Source organism: Mesorhizobium opportunistum WSM2075, from assembly GCF_000176035.2.
In the GTDB taxonomy this organism is placed as follows: Bacteria; Pseudomonadota; Alphaproteobacteria; order Rhizobiales; family Rhizobiaceae; genus Mesorhizobium; species Mesorhizobium opportunistum.
The window spans coordinates 717,190-736,577 of sequence record NC_015675.1; the positions used below are offsets into that span (position 1 = coordinate 717,190).

Genomic DNA, 19,388 nt, shown 5'->3' on the forward strand with positions numbered 1-19,388 from the left:
ACCGCTTGAGAAGAGGCGCAGCGGACAAACCGCCAATCTCCCCCCTTGCGGGGGAGATGTCCGGCAGGACAGAGGGGGGTGCCTTGGCGCCGACGTAGCGTCATTCAAACACGCAGCGCGGGAAGTAGAACGATACCACCCAGTTCGGTATGTCGACGATCTCGCTGATGCGGAGATCGCCGCAGACGGAGGCCAGCATGTAGGCCTCGACGGGGTCTATTCTGTAGCGGCCGGCGAGCAGGTCGACCATCTGGGCGACCGCCTCCCTGGCACCCGCCATCAGGTACGGCCCAATTCCGGTCGTCACCTCATAGCCCTTGGCGTCGAGATGGCGCGTCACCGGGCCCGGCGTGGTGAAGCGCGGCGTCTTCAGCCTGGCGTCCTTGACCAGGTCGAGCTTGAGCGCGACATCCATCGGGCTTTCGATCGCAGTGCCGCAGACCTCGCCGTCGCCTTGCGCGGCATGCGTGTCGCCGACCGAGAACAGCGCGCCCGCCACCTCCACCGGCAGATAGAGCGTGGTGCCGGCGGCGAGGTCGCGGATATCGAGATTGCCGCCGACGCGCCGTGGCGGCACCACCGAGTGCAAGCCTTTCTCGGCAGGCGCGTTGCCGATGGTGCCGGCGAACGGCTTCAGCGGCACACGGGCGTTCTTGCCGAACAGCGCCGGCTCCAGCGAGGCGGCATCGTATTTCCAGATGTTGAGCGCCGGCTCCTTGAAGTCGTCGGCGAGCAGGCCGAAACCCGGAATGTTGGCCGTCCAGCCGAAGCCGGACGGTTTGAACAGCTCGATCGTCACCTTCAGCGCGTCGCCCGGTTCGGCTCCCTCGACGAAGATCGGACCGGTGACCGGGTTGACCCTGGCGAAGTCCATCCTGGCGACATCGGCGACGGTGCTGTCGGCCTGCAACTGACCGCCGCCGGCATCAAGGCACTGGAACTCGATGGTCGAGCCGGGCGCCACCCGCTCGGCCGGGACAAAGGAATTGTCCCAGCCGAAATGATGATGGCGCCCGTGGATGGTGTAGTCGCAGTTATTGCACATCTTTTACATACACATTGTCGTAGTTGATCGGGATATGGACCGGGTCGACATAGAGGTTGTCGGCGCCGCCCATGCGGGCTGATTTCATGGTGAAGCGCTGCTCGTTGAAGACCGGCGCCCAGGGTGCGTCCTCCATCACCTTGTCGTAGATGGCGCTCCACATCTTGTCGCGCTCGGCAGCCTTGGCGGGATCGACCACCGAGTCGGCCTCGGCCGCCTTGGCGTCGAGGTCCTTGTTGCAATACCACGACCAGTTCCAGCCACCCGGCACGGCGCCGGCACAGCCGAGGATCGGGCCGTAGAAGTTGGAGGGATCCGGGAAGTCGGCGATCCAGGCCATGCCGCCGGACCAGATCATCGGCGCGCCTGCCTTGTCGCCGCCGGCGGCGATGACATTGGCCTGCGCCAGCGACTGGATGCCGGCCTTGATGCCGATCGCCGCCAGGTCCTGCTGGATCGCCTGGGCGATGCGCGGGTTGGGATCGGTGTTCATCGCGAAGAGCTGCGTCTCGAACCCGTCGGGATGGCCGGCCTCGGCAAGCAGCGCCTTGGCCTTGGCGACGTCATAGGGATAGCCCTTGTATTCCTTGTCGTAGCCCGGCATCGACGGCGGCAGCGGCTGGTTGGCCGGCACGGCGCGGCCGTTGATGATCTGGATGATGCGCGCCTTGTTGATCGCCATGTTGACGGCCTGGCGCACCTTCACATTGTCGAACGGCGCCATGGTGATGTTCATGGTGATATAGCCGGTGTGCAGCTGACCGCCTTCGACGACGCGGGCCTTCTGCTCGGGATCGGCCATCACCTCCTGGAACTTGGCCGGCGGAATGCCGTCGCCGGGCACGTCGATCTCGCCCTTCTGCAGGCGCAGCAACGCCACGATCGGCTCCTGGCCGATCTCGAAGGTGATCTTGTCCAGATGCGGCAGGCCCTTGTGCCAATAATCCGCATTGCGTTCGAAGACGATGCGCTGGCCGAGCGTCCATTCGGCCAGCTTGAAGGCGCCGGTGCCGACCGGATGCTTGCCGAAATCGGCACCGTATTTCTCGACCTCTTCCTTCGGCACGACATGGGAGAAGTTGATGGCCATGACATGCAGGAAGGTGGCGTCGGGCCGGGTCAGTTCGAACTTGACGGTATAGGGATCGACCACGGTGATACCGGAGAGGCTTGTCGCCTTGCCGGCGGCGACATCGTCATAGCCCTTGATCGAGCCGAAGAAGCCGGCGCCGGGGCTCTGCGTCTTCGGATTGGTGACGCGGTCGAGCGAATACTTCACGTCGTCGGCCGTCATCTCGCGGCCATTGTGGAATTTCACGCCGTGGCGCAGCTTGAAGGTGAAGGTCTTGCCGTCGGGCGAAATCTCGTAGCTCTCGGCCAGGTCGGGCTTGAGGTTGGTGGTGCCGGGCTCATAGTCCATCAGCCCGTCGAACAGGCTCTTGATCATCGACCAGTTCTGCCAGTCGTAGCCGATCGCCGGATCGAGGGTGGCGACGTCGTCCTTGTAGGTGATGGTGATGGCGCCGCCCTGCTTGGCGTTGGGATCGACAGCGTCCTCGGCGCGGACGCTGGTCATGCCGAGCATCAGCGCCAAGGCCGATGCCGCTACCGTGGATGCGAGAAACTTTTTCATTGTTATGTTCCCTTTCTCTGTTTGTTTTCGGTCATATCCTGATTGTCAATCGAGCTTGATGCGGGGGTCGATGAAGGGCGCGATGATGTCGGCCAGGAGATTGCCGAGCACGATGGCGAAGGCCGACACCAGCGTGACGCCCATGATGATCGGAATGTCGACGCGCTGGATGGCCTGCCATGCCAATTGGCCGATGCCGGGCCAGCCGAACACGCTTTCGACGACGACGATGCCGCCCATGAAGATGCCGATGTCGATGCCGATCATGGCGATGACCGGCAGAATGGCGTTGGGCAGTGCATGGCGGAAGATGATGGCGCTGCGGGCCAGGCCCTTGGCACGCGCGGTGCGCACATAATCCTGGCGCAGCACGTCGATCATCGACGAGCGCATCATGCGGGCGTACCAGCCGGCGCCGAGGATGCCCATGGTCAGCGACGGCAGCACGAGATGGCGCCAGGTGCCGTAGCCGCCGATCGGAAACCAGCTTAGCCGCACGGCAAAGACGTAGAGCAGCAACAGGCCGACGACGAATTGCGGCGCCGAGACGCCGACGAAGGAAGCGACCATCAAGGTCTGGTCGGCGGCGGTGCCGCGCTTGACGGCGGCGATCAGGCCCATGGAGAGCCCGATCAGCAGCTCGCACAGGATGGCGCCGACCATCAAAAGCAGGCTCGCCGGCAGCCGCGAGACGATCAGCTCGGTGACCTCGGAGCGCTGGATGTAGGAACGGCCGAGATCGCCGCTGGCGAGCTTCGTGAGATAGCGCCAGTACTGGACGACGAAGGGCTGGTCGAGGCCGAGCTGCTGGCGGATGTTCTCGACCGTCTGCGGCGTGGCGCTGCGGCCGGCGATCTGGCGCACCGGATCGGCCGGCAGGAGATAGAGCAGCGCGAAGGTGATCAGCGAGACGCCGAGCAGGATGAGCAGCGACTGGATCAGGCGGCGGCCGAGATAGGCGATCATGCCCGGCCTCTTTGCGTCGGATCGAGGATGTCGCGCAGCGCGTCACCGATCAGGTTGAAGGCGAGCGCCAGCGCCAGGATCGCGGCACCGGGGAAGAACACCAGCCAGGGTGCCGCCTGGAAGTAGGTCTGGTTCTCGAAAATGATGTTGCCCCAGGACGCGGTCGGCGGCTGGACGCCGATGCCGAGGAAGGAGAGCGTCGCCTCGAGCAGCACGGTGGTGGAGATGCCGAGCGTGCCCCAGACGATAATGGTCGGCAGCAGATGCGGCAGGATGTGGCGGAACAGGATGCGCGGCGCGCCGGCGCCGATGGTGCGTTCGGCATCGATGAACTCACGCTCGGCGAGCGAGGAGGTTTCGGTGTAGATGACGCGCGCGGTCTGCACCCAGTTGACCAGGGCGATGACCATGGCGACGATCCACAGGCTGGGCTGGAACACCGCCGCCAGGCAAATGGCGAGCAGCAGTGCCGGAAAGGCCATCATCAGGTCGGTGAAGCGCATCAGCGCGCCGCCGATCCAGCCGCGGAAATAGCCGGCGGTGACGCCGACAAAAGTGCCGATCAACAGCGCCACGCCATTGGCGACGATGCCGATGATCAGCGAGGTGCGGGCGCCGTAGAGGATGCGGGTCAACAAATCGCGGCCGAGCAGGTCGGTTCCGAGCCAGAATTTGGCATCCGGCGGCAAGGGCGAGCCTTCGATGGTCAGGCCGTCGAACATCTGTTCGTTGGGATCGTAGCCGGTCAGCCATGGCGCCAGCACTGCGCCGGCAACAACGACGGCAACGATGACCAGGCCGAGCAGCGCCAGACGGCGTTTGACCAGCCGGCGCCAGACGCCGGGACGCGGCTTGGCCGGCATGCGCGACGGGGCCGCAAGATCAGGCGCGATGGGACTGGTCATCGCCGCCTTCCTCGTCTGTTGCTTCCTCACCCGTTGCTTCGGCACTTGTCATCGCCACGATGCGGCGTGCGGCATCCTCGACGCTGATCTGCCAGCTCATCGCCAGGGAACGCAGCTGCGCATAGGCGCGCTCGTCGTCGGTGCCTTTCGACAGCGCCGCCACCGCGCGCACGATGGTCTGGCGCTCGGCGACACGCTGGCGGAGCGAGGCAATCTCGCTGGCCAGGTGTTTGCGCGCCTCGAAACTTTGGCGGGCAATCAGCAGCGCGCTGTAGACGCCGGCATTGCCGACCGGCTTCAAGAGCTGCGCGTCGGCGTTGTGCGACAAAGCCCATTCGATGCGGCCTGGCGCCTCGGAGCCGATCAGCGCCACCAGCGGCATCGACGCTTCGCCCGGTTTCCACGGGAATTGCTCGTCGAAGCCGAGATCGGCGTCGAAGAAGACAAAATCGGCGGCCAGCACCTCGGGCGGCAGTTCCGGCCAGCAGTCCAGCGTGACCAGGCCGATTGCCGACAACTGCCTGGTGATTGCCTGCACAGTCGGATGCGGGCGATGCAGGATGAAAGCCCTGGCGCCGCCGAGATTGGGGATGCGGGAGATTCTCGTCACGACACCACCCTCAGGCGCGGGCGGCCGAACGTTTTTGCCGGGTCGTAGCGCGACAGATAGGGGTCCGGTGCGACCTCGTCCTCGCGGCTGACGACCTCGAAGAAGCCGTCCGCGATCCGCCCGATGATCACCGGCAGTGTCGCGTGCTGGGAATGGGCGTCGATGGCAATCGGCCCGAGCCGGGTGGAGAAGCGGCGTTCGGCGAAGGCCTTGGAAAATTCCGCCGGACCGGCGTCGGGATCGCGCGAGAGCACGTCGGCCATCACCTGCACGGAGGCATAGGCGGAGGCCTCGAAGGACGAGGCGAAGGCGGCCGGCCGTGGCGCGAAATAGGGCCCGACCGACAGATGCCCCTTACCGGATTCGCCGATCGCCGGCAGCTCGCCCTCGGTGAGGTTGCAGGAGATGACGGGGCAGGTTTCCGGACTGAAGGCGGAATCGTCCCTGCCCAAGTCGCGATAGGCGGCCAGGAAGGCGTAGGATGAGGTGCCGATCAAATTGTTGAGGATGAAGCTCGGCCGCGTCGCCCGGATTTCCGCGATCAGGCGCGTCACGTCGGTCTCGCCGATGCGCAGATAGCGTTCGCCCAGCACCTTGCCGCCGGCATCCGCGATCAGGTCGCGGGCGACGCGGTTCATCTCCCAGCCCCAGATGTAGTTCGAGCCGAGCAGGAAGCCGTTGGCGCCGAAGCGCGGCGCGACATGGGCCATCAGCGGCACCAAATGCTGGTTGGGGCAAGCGTGCATGTAGACAACATGCTCGTTGGCCTCGAACCCTTCATAGGGGCAGGCGTACCAGAGCATGCCGCCCGCCTTCTCGAGCACCGGGATCGTCTCCTTGCGGCTCCAGGAGGTGACGCAGCCGACGACATGGCGGGCGCTGCTGGTCTTGAAGATGTCCTCGCAGAGCGTCGCGTAGCGATCCGCATTGCTTTGCGGATCGCGCTCGATCGGCACCAGCTCGATACCATGGCCGCGATCCGCATTGATGTCGGCTATGGCGCGCATGGCGCCCATGCGGCACGCATCGGAGACGAGTTGGTAGCTCCCCGAACGGGAATAAAGGATGCCGATCTCGATGCGCCGTTTCAAACAGGACCCCAGAAATGACAATGCCCCGCAGCCTGCGCCCGGAAGGGCGAGGCATACGAGGCATGTTTGCCGCCCGGCGATCAGGGCCGGTATTTCGCCTTAGCGTATTCCGTCCGGCGGGTCAGTCAAGCCCTTACCAGCGCGACACGCAACGCCACGGCTCGCCAATCGGCCGTGACGGCTATCTGGCTGTCGCTCTTTGGCTGTGTTGGCGGGCATAGGACACACAGGCGTCCACCGTGCTGACACAGAGCGCATCGCGACTGTTCGGCAAATTGTTGTCGCCGGCATAGGCGACTTCGGCGACGCGGCCGTCGACCATGCGTATTTGCGTGTCGCAATAGCCGCCGGGAGCGACATTGACGGAGCCGCCGACCGTCGGGATCGCACCTAGCGCCAGTGTTGGGACGACAATGCTGAGATTGCCGCGCTGAACGACGCGCTTGTAGGTCCAGATCTGGCCAGACCCGCCAGCGTCCGCGGTGGCGGTCGGAAAGCCCGCGCACATTCGAACATCGGCTTCGCTGAGGCCGACCATCTCTTTGCGAGCCGCCGCCGTCGTGGGATCAACCTTGGCGATGCGCGATGTATCGTCGGGAATGACGCAGGATGACTGGACGCCGACGACAAGAATAGGAAGGGCAAGCTTTCTAATACAGGAAAATGTCATACCGATTTTCGGATTTGCCCTGTTGTGGGATTTTGCGTGGCGCCCGGCCGCTCCCTCTACCTAGGCAAGCAGGCGAGCGGATCAACCCGTGCAGCTTCACGAAAAAGTGGCCGAGGCTGCAACATCAAGGATTGCGCGTCACGAGACGTGGCGCCGCACCAAATCAATGCCCCTGCAACTGCCGCCGCCGCCAGGCGGCAGGCGCTTCGCCGACCCGTTCGCGGAAGAAGCGTGAGAAGTAGGCCGGATCGTCGAAGCCGATCTCGTAGGTGATGTCCTCGACGGTGCGGACGGTGAACAGAAGCAGCCGCTTGGCCTCCAGCAGCCGCCGCTCGCCGACGACGCGCTTGACGCCGCTGCCCAGCACCGCGCGGCTGGCCTTGTCGAGGAGATGCGGCGTCGTGGCCAGCGCTTCGACGTAGCGGTCAACCGGCCAGTTGTCGCGGAAATGGGCATCGACGAGACGGCGCAGGCCCTGCGCCAGCGAGGCTTCGGATGAGCCTGCGGCGTCCTTCACCTCGGGGCCGAGACGCGCGATATGGGAGAGCGCGACGGCGATCAGCGACGGCAAGGTCTTGTCGTTGCCGGCCTGCGCTTCGGTGTATTCGGCGGCGATCATGTCCAGCACCGCCGCCAGCCGTTTCCAGGCGGCGTGCTGCGGCAGGCCGTCGGCGAAGACCGGCCTGTCCAGCGGCAGCAGGCTGTGCGCTTCTATTGCCGCGAGCGCATCGTCGGCGACTGAAACGACGATCGCGTCGGTGCCGGGGCCGATCGAGAAGCCATGCACGACATTGCTCGGCACGAAGCTGACGGCTGGCGCCGAAAAGTCCCAGGATTGGTCCTCGATGCGATAGGTGCCGGAGCCGCTGGTCCAGTAGGTGATCTGGCCCATCTGCGGATGCTTGTGCGCGGCGACCTGGCCGAGATGGATATTGCTACGCGCAAGCACTGTCTCGACATGCAGGAAACCGACATCGAGCGGCCGCACGGGCTCGCCATAGACGAAGAAATCGGGGATGGAGTTCTGGCTCATGGCGCCGGAAAAAGTCCAATCGGTTTTGCGGTTCCGTCCATAGCTGATCCTCGGCCCGGACGCTAGGATCGCATACCAAGTGGAGGAACATCATGCGGTCAGAAGATTTCCGTGCCGACAGAGCGCGCCCGTTCACGGGCGCCGAATATCTGGAGAGCCTGCGCGACGGCCGTGAGGTCTTTATCAACGGCGAACGCATCGCCGACGTCACCACGCATCCGGCGATGCGCAACTCGGCGCGGTCGCTGGCACGCCTCTACGACGCGCTGCATGACCCCAAGCGGCGCGAGACGCTGACCACGGCCACCGACACCGGATCGGGCGGCTACACCCACAAATATTTCCGTGTCGCGAAATCCTCCGGCGAACTCGCCGCCCAGCAGACGGCGATCGCCGAGTGGTCGCGCATGTCCTATGGCTGGATGGGCCGCACGCCCGACTACAAGGCGGCGCTGATGAACACGCTCGGCGCCAATGCCGACTGGTACGGACCGTTCAAGGCCAATGCGCTCGCCTGGCACAGCAGAGCCCAGGAAGCCGTGCTATTCATGAACCACGCCATCGTCAACCCGCCGATCGACCGCCACAAGCCGGCAGAGCAGGTGAAGGACGTTTTCGTCCACATCACCAAGGAGACCGATGCCGGCATCTACGTCTCCGGCGCCAAGGTGGTGGCGACGTCCTCGGCGCTGACACATTACAATTTCCTGGCGCAAAGCTCGGCGACCGTCACCGAGGATCCTTCGCTGTCGGTGATGTTCATCGTGCCGATGAACGCGCCGGGGATAAAGATGTTCTGCCGCGTCTCCTATGAGCAGACGGCCAACACGGCGGCGGCACCGTTCGACTATCCGCTGTCGTCGCGCTTCGACGAAAACGATGCGATCCTGGTGCTCGACAATGTGTTCATCCCCTGGGAGGACGTGCTGGTGCTGCGTGACGCGCAAAAGATCCTATCGTTCCATCCGGCGTCGGGCTTCATGCATGGCTACTGCTTCCAGGGCTGCACGCGCTTTGCCGTCAAGCTCGACTTCCTCGCCGGCCTGCTGGCCAAGGCGCTGCGCGCCACCGGCGGCGATGCCTTCCGCGGCAACCAGGCGGCACTGGGCGAGGTTATCGCGCTCCGGCACATGTTCTGGAGCTTTTCCAACGCCATGGCCTACAATCCGATCCCGTGGGCGAATGGCGCGGTGCTGCCCAATCTGGAAGCCGCATTGGCCTACCGCACCTTCATGTCGGAAGCTTATCCGCGCGTCATCGACACCGTGCGCCGGGTGATCGCGTCCGGGCTGATCTACCTGCCGTCGTCGGTGCGCGACTTCAACAATCCCGAGATCGACAAATATCTGGCGCAGTATGTGCGCGGCTCCAACGACATGGGCCATGTCGAGCGCATCAAGATCATGAAGCTGCTGTGGGACGCGACCGGCACCGAATTCGGCGGCCGCCACGCGCTCTATGAGCTGAACTATGCCGGCGCGCCGGAAGAGGTGCGGCTGCAGGTTCTGAAGGGCGCCGAACGCGGAGGCCGGCTGAAGGCGATGGAGGAACTGGTCGACACCTGCATGGCCGACTATGACGAGAACGGCTGGACGGGCGATACCTGGCTCAATCCGGTTCCCGCCTCGGCCGGGTGAACGCCGATGGCCACGCAGATTTCGAAGGCCGATTTCCGCGACGCCATGGCAAGGGTCTGCGCTCCGGTCAACATCGTCACCACCGATGGCCCGGCGGGGCGCGGCGGCTTCACCGCCACCGCCATGTGCAGCGTCTCCGACGAGCCGCCGACGCTGCTGGTGTGCATGAACGGACGTTCGGCGCAGGCCGCCATGTTCCTCGCCAACCGGCGCTTCTGCGTCAACGTGCTGACGCATGACCATATGCATCTGGCGGGAAAGTTCGCCGGCGCGACCAAGGACATGGAAGCACGCTATTCGGCGGCGCGCTGGCAGACGCTGACGTCGGGCACGCCGGCGCTGTCGGACGCGATCGTCAATTTCGACTGCGAGATCGAGGACGTGCATATCGTCGGCACGCACAATGTGATGATCGGCCGCGTCATCGACGTCAGGCACGGCAGCGGCGGCTCGGCGCTGCTCTATGTCGACCGGAATTACACGCAGCCGACGCGGTTGGGCAGTTTTGGCGGGTGAGCCTCAGCTCTCGCCGTCGATCAGGGTTTCCAGGAGATCGAGCAGCTGCTCCAGCCGCTCATGGCCAAAGCGGCGTTCGATGTCGTCGTAAATGACGCGGCGTTCGGGCGAGAGAGCATCGATCAGGGCGGAACCCGCCGGGGCGATGGTCAGGACGACGCGGCGGCCGTCGCCTTCCGCCTTGTTGCGGGTGATGAATTTGCGTCCCTCGAGCGCCTTGATGATGCGTGTCAGGCTGGGCGGCAGCACCGAGGCGCGGTCGGCCAGCTCCGTCGCCTCGACCGGGCCGGCTTCGCTCAGCACGCGCAGCACGCGCCATTGCTGTTCGGTCACGTCATGGGCGGCAAGCATAGGACGAAACCGCGCCATCACCACTTCACGGGCGTGAAGCAATGCCATCGGCAGGGAGCGACGAGTATTTTCCGGCAGCAAGTGAAATTCTCTCCAACGCTGGCTTGCGATCGGTAGCGGGCTTTGCCCAGCAGCGCTGGCCCTCAGCGCCGTCACCGTCATCCCGTATCGTCGTGCCAAGCCCGATGCAAGACTTGACTTCGGCGGGATCGCATGTAATTAACGCGTTAATTATAACAAAGCAATGTTCCAGGGAACGAGACGCGGTGCCTCACTTCTCCATCGAGTATTCGGCCAATCTCGATGCCAAGGTCGATATGGGCGAATTATGCGGGCTGGTGTTGCGCACGCTGCTGGACACCGGGCTGTTCGAGACCGGCGCCGTGAGGGTGCGGGCCTTTCGCGCCGACGCGTATGCCATTGCCGACAGGCTGCCGGAAAACGCCTTCCTCGACATGTCGTTTCGCATCGGGACCGGCCGGAGCGCCGAGGACAAGAAACGGACGGGAGAGGCCGTCTTCACGGCCGTAAGCGAATATCTGGCGGTGCTGTTCGAGAGCCCGCATTTCGCCTTGTCGCTGGAGATCAGGGAAATCGACCCAGTGCTGAGCTGGAAGAAAAACGCAATCCACCCGCGGCTGCGCGGCAAGTGACGGAAGCTGATATGTCCGATCTCGAAGGCAATCTGAAAAAGGCCGAAGCCTATCTGGCCCGCTTCAAGCGCGACGGTGTGCTGAACCAGATCGGCGGCGAGGCGGTGCCGGCAGCCGACGGCTCGAGCTTCGAGACCATGTCGCCGGTCGATTTGAAGCCGCTGGCCAAGGTCGCGCGCGGCAGTGCCGCCGATATCGACCGCGCCGCCAAGGCGGCGAAGGCTGCGTTCCCAGCCTGGGCCGCCATGCCCGGCGAAGCGCGCAAGAAGCTGCTGCACAAAATCGCCGACGCCATCGAGGCACGCGCCGAGGAGATCGCTCTCGTCGAATGCATGGATACCGGCCAGGCGCTGAAGTTCATGGCCAAGGCAGCGTTGCGCGGCGCGGAGAACTTCCGCTTCTTCGCCGATCGTGCGCCGGAAGCGCGTGACGGCGAGACGCTGCGGACGACAGGCCAGGTCAACATCACCACGCGCGTGCCGATCGGTCCGGTCGGCGTCATCACGCCGTGGAACACGCCGTTCATGCTGTCGACCTGGAAGATCGCGCCGGCGCTGGCCGCCGGCTGCACCGTCGTTCATAAGCCGGCTGAGTTTTCGCCGCTGACCGCACGGCTGCTGGTCGAGATTGCCGAGGAGGCCGGCTTGCCGAAGGGTGTGTGGAACCTGGTCAATGGCCTCGGCGAGCATGCCGGCAAGGCGCTGACCGAGCATCCCGACATCAAGGCGATCGGCTTCGTCGGCGAAAGCCGCACCGGCTCGATGATCATGAAACAGGGCGCCGACACGCTGAAGCGCGTGCATTTCGAACTTGGCGGCAAGAACCCGGTGATCGTCTTCGCCGACGCCGATCTCGAACGTGCCGCGGATGCGGCGGTGTTCATGATCTACTCGCTCAACGGCGAGCGCTGCACCTCGTCGTCACGACTGCTGGTCGAAGCTTCCGTGTACGACAAGTTCACCGATCTGGTGGCGGAAAAGGCAAAGCGCATCACAATAGGCCATCCGCTCGACCCCAAGACCGTTGTCGGACCGCTGATCCATCCGGTGCACGAGGAAAAGGTGCTGTCCTATATCGAGATCGGCAAATCGGAGGGCGCGGTGGTCGCCGCCGGCGGCGGCAAGTTCGCCGGACCGGGTGGCGGCTGCTATGTCAGCCCGACGCTGTTTACCGGCGCCACCAACACAATGCGCATCGCCCAGGAGGAGATTTTCGGGCCGGTGCTGACGGCAATCGCCTTCAAGGACGAGGCGGAGGCGCTGGCGCTCGCCAACGACACGCAGTACGGCCTGACCGGCTATCTCTGGACCTCGGACGTGACCCGCGCCTTCCGCTTCACCGATGCGCTGGACGCCGGCATGATCTGGGTCAATTCGGAGAATGTGCGGCATCTGCCGACGCCGTTCGGCGGCGTCAAGAACTCCGGCATCGGCCGCGACGGCGGTGACCATTCCTTCGATTTCTACATGGAGACGAAGAACATCGCCTTCGCCACTTCAGCGCACGCGATCCAGAAACTCGGCGGCTGACGGAGGAAATCAGATGCCCTTGCCCAAGCCCAACCTCTATCCCGCCTTCAACATCGTGCGCCTCAGCCATGTCGAGCTGGCCGTCACTGACCTCGCCAGATCGCGCGCGTTCTATGTCGACACGCTCGGCCTGCAGGTCACCGACGAGACATCGGGCGCCATCTACCTGCGCGCCATGGAGGAGCGTGGCCATCATTGCATCGTGCTTCGCAAGGCGACGACGCCGGAAGCGCGCGATCTCGGCTTCAAGGTCTTTTCCGACGAGGATCTCGACAAGGCGGTGCATTTCTTCAAGGGCAAGGGCCTGCCGGTGGAATGGGTCGAGCGGCCCTACCAGTCGCGCACCTTCCGCACCCGCGACCCGCACGGCATTCCGCTGGAGTTCTATGCCCAGATGGAAAGGCTGCCGCCGATCCACCAGAAATATGCGCTCTACAAGGGCGTCAAGCCGCTGCGCATCGACCACTTCAATTGTTTCTCGCCCAATGTCGACGAGTCCGTCGGCTTCTACAACGAGCTCGGCTTCCGGGTCACCGAATACACCGAGGATGCGGCAACCGGGAAGCTGTGGGCGGCCTGGACGCACCGCAAGGGCGGCGTCCACGACATCGCCTTCACCAATGGCATCGGCCCGCGCCTGCATCACGTCGCCTTCTGGGTGCCGACGCCGCTCAACATCATCGACCTGCTCGACCTCATGGCGACGACCGGCTATCTGCCGAACATCGAGCGCGGCCCCGGCCGCCACGGCATTTCCAATGCGTTTTTCCTCTATGTCCGCGACCCGGACAACCACCGCATCGAGATCTACTGCTCGGACTACCAGACGGTCGATCCCGATCTCGAGCCGATCAAGTGGGACCTCAAGGATCCGCAGCGCCAGACGCTGTGGGGCGCACCGGCGCCGAAAAGCTGGTTCGAGGAGGGTAGCACCTTCGCCGGCGCGGCGGCACGCCAGCCGGATTTGACGGCGTCGCCGATCATCGCGCCGTGACGGGATTTTAGAGATGTCAGAGTTCTACGGCGCCCCCCTCTGTCCTGCCGGACATCTCCCCCTCAAGGGGGGAGATTGGCTGGCCTTCCGGCCCGCGATCTTCTCGCAACGCTGGAAGTTGGCGAAAGCAGTGACAAAATCCAATCTCCCCCCAAGAGGGGGAGATGTCCGGCAGGACAGAGGGGGGCGCCGTAGAACTCTGTCCCTGCAGACATCCATCGCCACCACCGGAGCCGCAGCATGACCCCGCCCCGGCTCGCCACCTTCACCGCCGACGGCAAGACGCGCTATGGCGCGGTCACCGGCCAGGGCGTCGTCGACCTGTCGGCCCGCTACGCCCAGTGGCCGACATTGCGCGAAGTGATCGAGACCGGCGCCTTGCGGCGGCTGGCGGAAGAGGCCGAGGCGTTCGCCGTCGATTTCCCGCTCGAAGCCATCGCCTACGACATCCCGATCCCATCGCCGGAGAAGATCATCTGCGTCGGCGTCAATTATCCGGATCGCAACGAGGAGTACAAGGACGGCCAGGCGGCGCCTTCGAACCCCTCGCTGTTCATCCGCTTTCCGCGCTCCTTCGTCGGCCATGACGCGCCACTGGTACGGCCGCCGGAATCGCCGCAACTCGACTATGAGGGCGAGATCGTCATCGTGATCGGCAAGGGCGGCCGGCGCATCGCCGAGACCGATGCGCTCGGCCACATTGCGGCGCTGTCGCTGTGCAATGAAGGCACCATCCGCGACTGGGTGCGGCATGCCAAGTTCAACGTCACGCAAGGCAAGAATTTCGACCGCACGGGCTCGATCGGCCCATGGCTGGTGCCGTTCACGGATGAGGCGCAGATCGCCGATATCGCGCTCTCCACCCGCGTCAATGGCGAGATCCGCCAGCAGGATCGAACCAGCCGGATGATCTTTCCCTTCCGCAAGATCATCAACTACATCTCGACCTTCACCACGCTGGTGCCGGGCGATATCATCGTCACCGGTACGCCGACCGGCGCCGGCGCCCGTTTCGATCCGCCGATCTGGCTGAAGCCGGGCGATGTGATCGAGGTCGAGGCCGACGGTATCGGCCTGCTTCGCAACGGTGTCGTCGACGAGGCAAGCGTATGACCCCCGAGCAAGTCGAAGACGCCGCGGCGCGGCTGTTCGAGGCCGAGCGGTCGCGCCGGCAGATGCGGCTACTCAGCCTCGATTTTCCCGAGGCAACGATGGAGGACGCCTACCGCGTCCAGGCGGCGCTCGTGGCGCGCAAGATCGGCGCCGGGCTGAAGCCGAAGGGCTGGAAGATCGGCCTGACCTCCAAGGCGATGCAATATGCGCTGGCCATCGACACGCCGGATTCGGGCGTGCTGTTCGACGATATGTTCTTCAGCGACGGCGCTGCGGTTCCGGCCGGCCGTTTCATCCAGCCGCGCGTCGAGGCCGAGATCGCCTTCGTCATGAAGGCGCCGCTGAAGGGGCCCGGCGTGACCCTCTTCGACGTACTCAACGCCACCGACTACATCACGCCGGCGCTCGAAATCCTCGACACGCGCATCGAGCGTGTCAATGCCGAGACCAAGAAGGTACGCACCTTTTTCGACACGATTTCCGACAATGCCGCCAATGCCGGCATCGTCATCGGCGGCCGGCCCCAGCGGCCCGATGAAGCCGACATGCGCTGGATCGGCGCCATCGTCTCGCGCAATGCCGAGGTCGAGGAGACCGGGCTTGGCGCCGGCGTGCTCAACCATCCGGCGATGGGCATCGCCTGGCTGGCGGACCGGCTCGCCCGCTACGGCATGTCGATCGCCGCTGGCGAGGTGGTGCTGTCGGGCTCGTTCGTGCGGCCGGTCGAAGCGCGACCCGGCGATACCATCGTTGCCGATTTCGGCAGTTCGGGAACGGTCAGCATCCATTTCGCGAAGAGCTGACGGCGCGGTCGCCAGCAGCGCTCACGTGCCCCGCAGGTAAGCCACTACCACGTCGGCGGCGATGGTCGAGATGCGCATGCCGGCATTCCTGTTGATGTCACCCTCGACGCGGCTCTGCACCCAGCCGAGGAAAGCAAAGGCGCGTAGCGCTGAAAACAGCGGCAAGGACGCGATGTCCTCTGGCGTCAGGTCTCGCTCCTGGCGGTAGCCATCGAGCAGCGACGCCTCGATCAGCGGATAGATCGCTTCGTCGCGGTTCTGGTAGAGTGCCACGGCAAGATCGTAGACGTGCCAGCCATGGCCGCAATCGTCGAAGTCGATGATCTGGATGGCGTCGCCGTCGAGCAGAACGTTCTCGCGCACCAGATCGGCATGGATCAGGCCGAAATTGCGCGCGCTACGCTCATGCCGCGATAGCGCCGCGACCGCCTTCTCGTGGGCACGGAACACCAGTTCGCGGCTGATATCGTCGAGAAACGGGCAGGTTTCGAAACGGCCCCATATGGGGGTCGCACCGAAAAAGCCTTCGAAATCCCAGCTGTGACGGGCAAAGCCCGGCGGCGTCGCCCAGCCGGCGGCGGCATTGTGCATGCGGGCGATGGTTCGCCCGATGGCCGTGAATACCCGCCTTGCCTGTTCGGGCGCATAGCCGAGCGGCACGCCGCGCGCGCCGACAGCGCGGCCTTCCAGCCAGCTCAGACAATCGACCTGACGCGGCGCCGCTGTGCCGGTGCCGACCGGCACGAACAGATCGCCGTTCAACGTCGGCACCGGGGACGGCGTGGCGACCCCGGCCGATTGCAGGAAGCCCATCCACTGCAATTCCGAAGACAGCGCGGCATCCGAGTGATAGCCCGGCCTGTGGATGCGCATGGCGGCCGGCTGGCCATCGGGCAAGCGAATGCGGAAGACCGCATTCTCGCGGTATTTCAGCAGTTCCGGTTCACCGTCGCGAACGCCCCAATGTTCGAGCGCACGCCTGGCAAGCGCGGTGACATCCGCTTCCGTCTCGGGCTCCGATTGCGCGAAAACAGCGCTCACGCCGTAACCCCGCCGACTTCTTCAAGCACTTCGTTCAGGGTTGCGATCAAGAGATCGGCATTGTCGCGCGAAAACGGCATTGGCGGGCGTATCTTCAGCACATTGCCATGAATGCCGGTCTTGCCCATCAGCACGCCGCGATGGCGCATTGCGTTGATGACACGCCCGGCAATGTCAGGCGCGGGCTCGCGGGTCTCACGGTCATGGACCAGCTCGGCGCCGAAGAACAAACATGAAGTAATCGCGGAAGCGGTGGCCACCTGAGATGTGGCGGCGATGTTCGAACATCTGGCCGGCTGGCTGTCCTCCGATAGGATGAAGAACGGGCTCTCGATCGACACCGGGCCCAGCCACCGAACGGAGGACAGCCATGGAACACTATATCGGTCTCGACGTATCCATGAAAGAGACGGCAATATCGATCCGGCAGAACGGTAAGAGGATTTGGCGGGGCAAGTGCGCGTCCGATCCGCAACTGCTTGCGGCGGTGATCCGCAAGCGCGCACCGCATGTCCGGCGGGTCGTGTTCGAAACGGGGCCGCTGTCGGTGTGGTTCTACCATGCGTTGACGGCAGAGGGCCTGCCGGTGATCTGCATCGACGCGCGGCATGCCAAAGCCGCGCTCGACATGGCCGCGAACAAGACCGATGCGAACGATGCCGATGGCCTGGCACATCTGGCCGAGGTCGGCTTCTACCGAGAGGTCCGGGTCAAAGGTTTCGACAGCATGCTGATCCGCACGCTGATCACCGCACGGCGCCAACTTCTTAAGATGCGTTTGCAGATATCCAATCAAATCCGTGGGTTGATGAAGACGTTCGGCCTTGTCGTGCCCAAGGGCGCCGGAAGCGTGTTCGAACGCAACGTTCGCGACCTTCTGCAGGGTGAAGAAAAGCTGGCGCGCATTGTTGTGCCAATGCTTCAGGCATGGAGTGGTATCCGATACCAAATCGCAGAGCTGAGCAAGCAGCTGGCCGCGACGGCGCGTGAGGACCAGCACTGCCGTCTGCTCATGTCAGTGCCCGGTGTAGGCACCGTCACAGCCACTGCCTTTGCCGCAGCGGTGGAGGATCCGGCCAACTTCAGGAACTCGCGCGCCGTGGGCGCATGGGTAGGCCTGACCCCGAGGCGCTACCAGTCCGGCGAGGTCGATAATGATGGTCATATCTCGCGCCGTGGCGACAATCAGTTGCGCGGACTGCTATATGAGGCGGCCGCGGTTATCCTGAACCGGTCGACGGATACCAGCAGCCTGCGAACCTGGGCGTTGGAGCTGAAAGATCGGATCGGCTTCAAGCGAGCGGCCGTAGCGTTGGCGCGCAAGCTGGCGGTGATCATGCATGCGATGCTTCGGACGGGCGAGCTGTTTGATCCGCACGGAGGAACGCAAGCCGCTGTCTGATACCTCGGTCGCTCGCCTGCGACGATTCCGCCATACCATTCCACCAACAGCGTTCTTACAGACGCATCAAGCTGTCCCTGCCGGGACGTGGCTGAGATCATTCCGCGAAGCGGGAAGCAACTGCCTCGGTAAGCAGATTGCGCAACGAACATAGGAAGATCTCACCTGCGAAACTCATCCTGCGGCGATCATCGCGTCGACCGCGTAGACGACCCTGTACCCGGCATTCGGACGAACGAGAATCGACAGAAAGGACGACGGCCTTGCACTCACCCCCTTGACGGTCGAGCGATTAGACGACCCGCGCCCCTGACCTCGCCGATGCATTCGCGGCGGTCCGCCAGCGGGCGCAGCAGCCCGAGTGCATGGGCGCCGACGTCGCACGCATTGCCGACGAGGTTCTCCTGCTCGATGACATCGAGCACCGCGCTGGCCACGGCGCAGGAAACCGGATTGCCGCCAAAGGTGTTGAAGTAACGGAAGGCGTCGCGGAAGGTCGCAAGGATTTGCCCAGTGGTGACAACGGCGGCGACCGGGTGGCCGTTGCCCATTGGCTTGCCCATGGTGACGATGTCGGGGGTGAAGCCGGCGCGCTGATGGCCCCAGAAATGGCTGCCGGTGCGGCCGAAGCCGGGCTGTACTTCATCGGCGATGACCAGGCCGCCGGCGTCGCGCACCGCCGCCACGGCATCATCGAAAAAGCCGCTGGGCAGTGTCGGGAAGCCTTCATTGGCGAGCAATGGACACAGGATCATGCCGGACAGGCCAATGCCGTCCTTCGCCAGTGAGGCAATGGCCTCACGCACCGCGTCGCCAAAGGCCTTGCCGTTAGCCATCGTATCGGGATGGCGATAGCTGTCGGGGGCCGGCACCAGCCTGACGTGACGGGCGCGGCCGCCGACCGGCGGCATGCGGGTCGAGAGCTGCGAAACCGCCGTGGTGTTGCCGTGATAGGTGGCGTCGGTGGCGATGATGCCCATCTGGCCCGATGCCGCCTGCGCCATGCGCAGCGCGATGTCGTTGGCCTCGCTGCCGGTGCAGGTCAGGATGGCGGTGGAAAGGCTTGCATCGAACGTCGCCGTCAACCGCTCGACATAATCGAGGATGGCGGTGTGCAGATAGCGGCTGTGGGTGTTGAGCAGGCTCGCCTGCCGGCACAGCGCCTCGACAACATGCGGGTGGCAGTGGCCGACATGGGCGACATTGTTGTAAGCATCGAGATATTTGCGGCCGTCGGCGTCGTAGAGCCAGACGCCTTCGCCGCGCACGAGATGCACGGGCTCGTCGTAGAACAATTGCGACTTGGCGCCGAGCAGGCGGCCGCGCCGGCCAACCAAAGTTTCCTCGGTGATCTTCTTCTGCGATTGAGTCATCTGTCGGTCCCAAAGCCTCGTTG

General features: G+C 64.5%; 19 protein-coding genes and 1 pseudogene. 8 read left to right on the plus strand and 12 right to left on the minus strand.

The features are described 5' to 3' along the window. Positions 1-100: 100 nt before the first annotated feature. The 8 genes from MESOP_RS03365 to MESOP_RS03400 form a co-directional block, all read right to left on the minus strand. On the minus strand, positions 101-1,045 hold the full coding sequence (locus MESOP_RS03365; protein ID WP_013891917.1) for an acetamidase/formamidase family protein: 945 nt from the start codon (positions 1,043-1,045) through the stop codon (positions 101-103). Next, on the minus strand, positions 1,035-2,678 hold the full coding sequence (locus MESOP_RS03370) for an ABC transporter substrate-binding protein (RefSeq protein WP_013891918.1): 1,644 nt from the start codon (positions 2,676-2,678) through the stop codon (positions 1,035-1,037). Before MESOP_RS03370 ends, MESOP_RS03365 begins: the two co-directional genes overlap by 11 nt. A 45-nt stretch (positions 2,679-2,723) precedes the next feature. After that, a complete protein-coding gene (locus tag MESOP_RS03375) occupies positions 2,724-3,644 on the minus strand; it encodes an ABC transporter permease (RefSeq protein ID WP_013891919.1) in 921 nt (306 codons plus the stop codon). Continuing rightward, positions 3,641-4,549 (minus strand): ABC transporter permease, encoded by a 909-nt coding sequence (locus MESOP_RS03380; protein ID WP_013891920.1) that lies wholly within the window; start codon positions 4,547-4,549, stop codon positions 3,641-3,643. Before MESOP_RS03380 ends, MESOP_RS03375 begins: the two co-directional genes overlap by 4 nt. Continuing rightward, positions 4,527-5,159, minus strand: coding sequence for an ANTAR domain-containing response regulator (locus tag MESOP_RS03385; protein WP_013891921.1), 633 nt, complete (start codon positions 5,157-5,159; stop codon positions 4,527-4,529). Before MESOP_RS03385 ends, MESOP_RS03380 begins: the two co-directional genes overlap by 23 nt. Beyond that, positions 5,156-6,250 carry a transporter substrate-binding protein gene (locus MESOP_RS03390; RefSeq protein ID WP_041163979.1) on the minus strand — a complete coding sequence of 365 codons (1,095 nt, stop codon included), beginning with the start codon at positions 6,248-6,250 and terminating at the stop codon, positions 5,156-5,158. The genes MESOP_RS03385 and MESOP_RS03390 overlap by 4 nt, the downstream gene beginning before the upstream one ends. 181 nt (positions 6,251-6,431) lie before the next feature. Next, entirely contained in the window at positions 6,432-6,920 is a 489-nt protein-coding gene (locus MESOP_RS03395; RefSeq protein ID WP_013891923.1) for a hypothetical protein, read from the minus strand. A 163-nt stretch (positions 6,921-7,083) separates the two neighbouring features. Continuing rightward, positions 7,084-7,953 carry a helix-turn-helix domain-containing protein gene (locus MESOP_RS03400; RefSeq protein WP_013891924.1) on the minus strand — a complete coding sequence of 290 codons (870 nt, stop codon included), beginning with the start codon at positions 7,951-7,953 and terminating at the stop codon, positions 7,084-7,086. A gap of 92 nt (positions 7,954-8,045) precedes the next feature. Between MESOP_RS03400 and MESOP_RS03405 the strand changes: the two genes are divergently transcribed. Both MESOP_RS03405 and MESOP_RS03410 read left to right on the plus strand, forming a co-directional pair. After that, positions 8,046-9,590 carry a 4-hydroxyphenylacetate 3-hydroxylase N-terminal domain-containing protein gene (locus tag MESOP_RS03405; RefSeq protein WP_013891925.1) on the plus strand — a complete coding sequence of 515 codons (1,545 nt, stop codon included), beginning with the start codon at positions 8,046-8,048 and terminating at the stop codon, positions 9,588-9,590. Positions 9,591-9,596: 6 nt separating this feature from the next. Continuing rightward, on the plus strand, positions 9,597-10,106 hold the full coding sequence (locus tag MESOP_RS03410; RefSeq protein ID WP_013891926.1) for a flavin reductase: 510 nt from the start codon (positions 9,597-9,599) through the stop codon (positions 10,104-10,106). A 3-nt stretch (positions 10,107-10,109) separates the two neighbouring features. On the opposite strand, the gene hpaR is transcribed toward MESOP_RS03410, so the two are convergent. Further along, positions 10,110-10,619, minus strand: coding sequence for a homoprotocatechuate degradation operon regulator HpaR (gene hpaR, locus MESOP_RS03415; RefSeq protein ID WP_425339700.1), 510 nt, complete (start codon positions 10,617-10,619; stop codon positions 10,110-10,112). Positions 10,620-10,723: 104 nt separating this feature from the next. Between hpaR and MESOP_RS03420 the strand changes: the two genes are divergently transcribed. From MESOP_RS03420 to hpaH, 5 genes are all read left to right on the plus strand, one after another. Continuing rightward, positions 10,724-11,110 carry a 5-carboxymethyl-2-hydroxymuconate Delta-isomerase gene (locus MESOP_RS03420; protein WP_013891928.1) on the plus strand — a complete coding sequence of 129 codons (387 nt, stop codon included), beginning with the start codon at positions 10,724-10,726 and terminating at the stop codon, positions 11,108-11,110. An 11-nt stretch (positions 11,111-11,121) separates the two neighbouring features. Beyond that, complete coding sequence (hpaE, locus tag MESOP_RS03425) at positions 11,122-12,639, plus strand: 5-carboxymethyl-2-hydroxymuconate semialdehyde dehydrogenase (RefSeq protein WP_013891929.1); 1,518 nt, start codon at positions 11,122-11,124, stop codon at positions 12,637-12,639. Positions 12,640-12,652: 13 nt separating this feature from the next. Then, positions 12,653-13,633 (plus strand): 3,4-dihydroxyphenylacetate 2,3-dioxygenase, encoded by a 981-nt coding sequence (gene hpaD, locus MESOP_RS03430; protein WP_013891930.1) that lies wholly within the window; start codon positions 12,653-12,655, stop codon positions 13,631-13,633. A 240-nt stretch (positions 13,634-13,873) separates the two neighbouring features. Continuing rightward, positions 13,874-14,746: a fumarylacetoacetate hydrolase family protein gene (locus tag MESOP_RS03435; protein WP_013891931.1), complete on the plus strand. Its 873-nt coding sequence runs from the start codon at positions 13,874-13,876 to the stop codon at positions 14,744-14,746. After that, complete coding sequence (gene hpaH, locus MESOP_RS03440) at positions 14,743-15,549, plus strand: 2-oxo-hept-4-ene-1,7-dioate hydratase (RefSeq protein WP_013891932.1); 807 nt, start codon at positions 14,743-14,745, stop codon at positions 15,547-15,549. The genes MESOP_RS03435 and hpaH overlap by 4 nt, the downstream gene beginning before the upstream one ends. Positions 15,550-15,570: 21 nt before the next feature. Here the strand turns inward: hpaH and MESOP_RS03445 are convergent, their stop codons facing one another. Continuing rightward, the gene (locus MESOP_RS03445) at positions 15,571-16,590 is read right to left on the minus strand and encodes a phosphotransferase enzyme family protein (protein WP_013891933.1); all 1,020 of its coding nucleotides are present in this window, start codon (positions 16,588-16,590) and stop codon (positions 15,571-15,573) included. Next, positions 16,587-16,826 (minus strand): annotated as a pseudogene (locus MESOP_RS03450) (aspartate aminotransferase family protein); the annotation flags it as partial. The pseudogene MESOP_RS03450 and the gene MESOP_RS03445, both read right to left, overlap by 4 nt. 134 nt (positions 16,827-16,960) lie before the next feature. On the opposite strand from MESOP_RS03450, the gene MESOP_RS03455 reads away from it, so the two are divergent. Then, positions 16,961-17,992: an IS110 family RNA-guided transposase gene (locus MESOP_RS03455; protein WP_013891550.1), complete on the plus strand. Its 1,032-nt coding sequence runs from the start codon at positions 16,961-16,963 to the stop codon at positions 17,990-17,992. Positions 17,993-18,261: 269 nt separating this feature from the next. Here MESOP_RS03455 and MESOP_RS03460 read toward each other — a convergent pair whose 3' ends face one another. Continuing rightward, positions 18,262-19,365: an aminotransferase class III-fold pyridoxal phosphate-dependent enzyme gene (locus MESOP_RS03460; protein WP_083833201.1), complete on the minus strand. Its 1,104-nt coding sequence runs from the start codon at positions 19,363-19,365 to the stop codon at positions 18,262-18,264. Between the last annotated feature and the right edge of the window lie 23 nt (positions 19,366-19,388).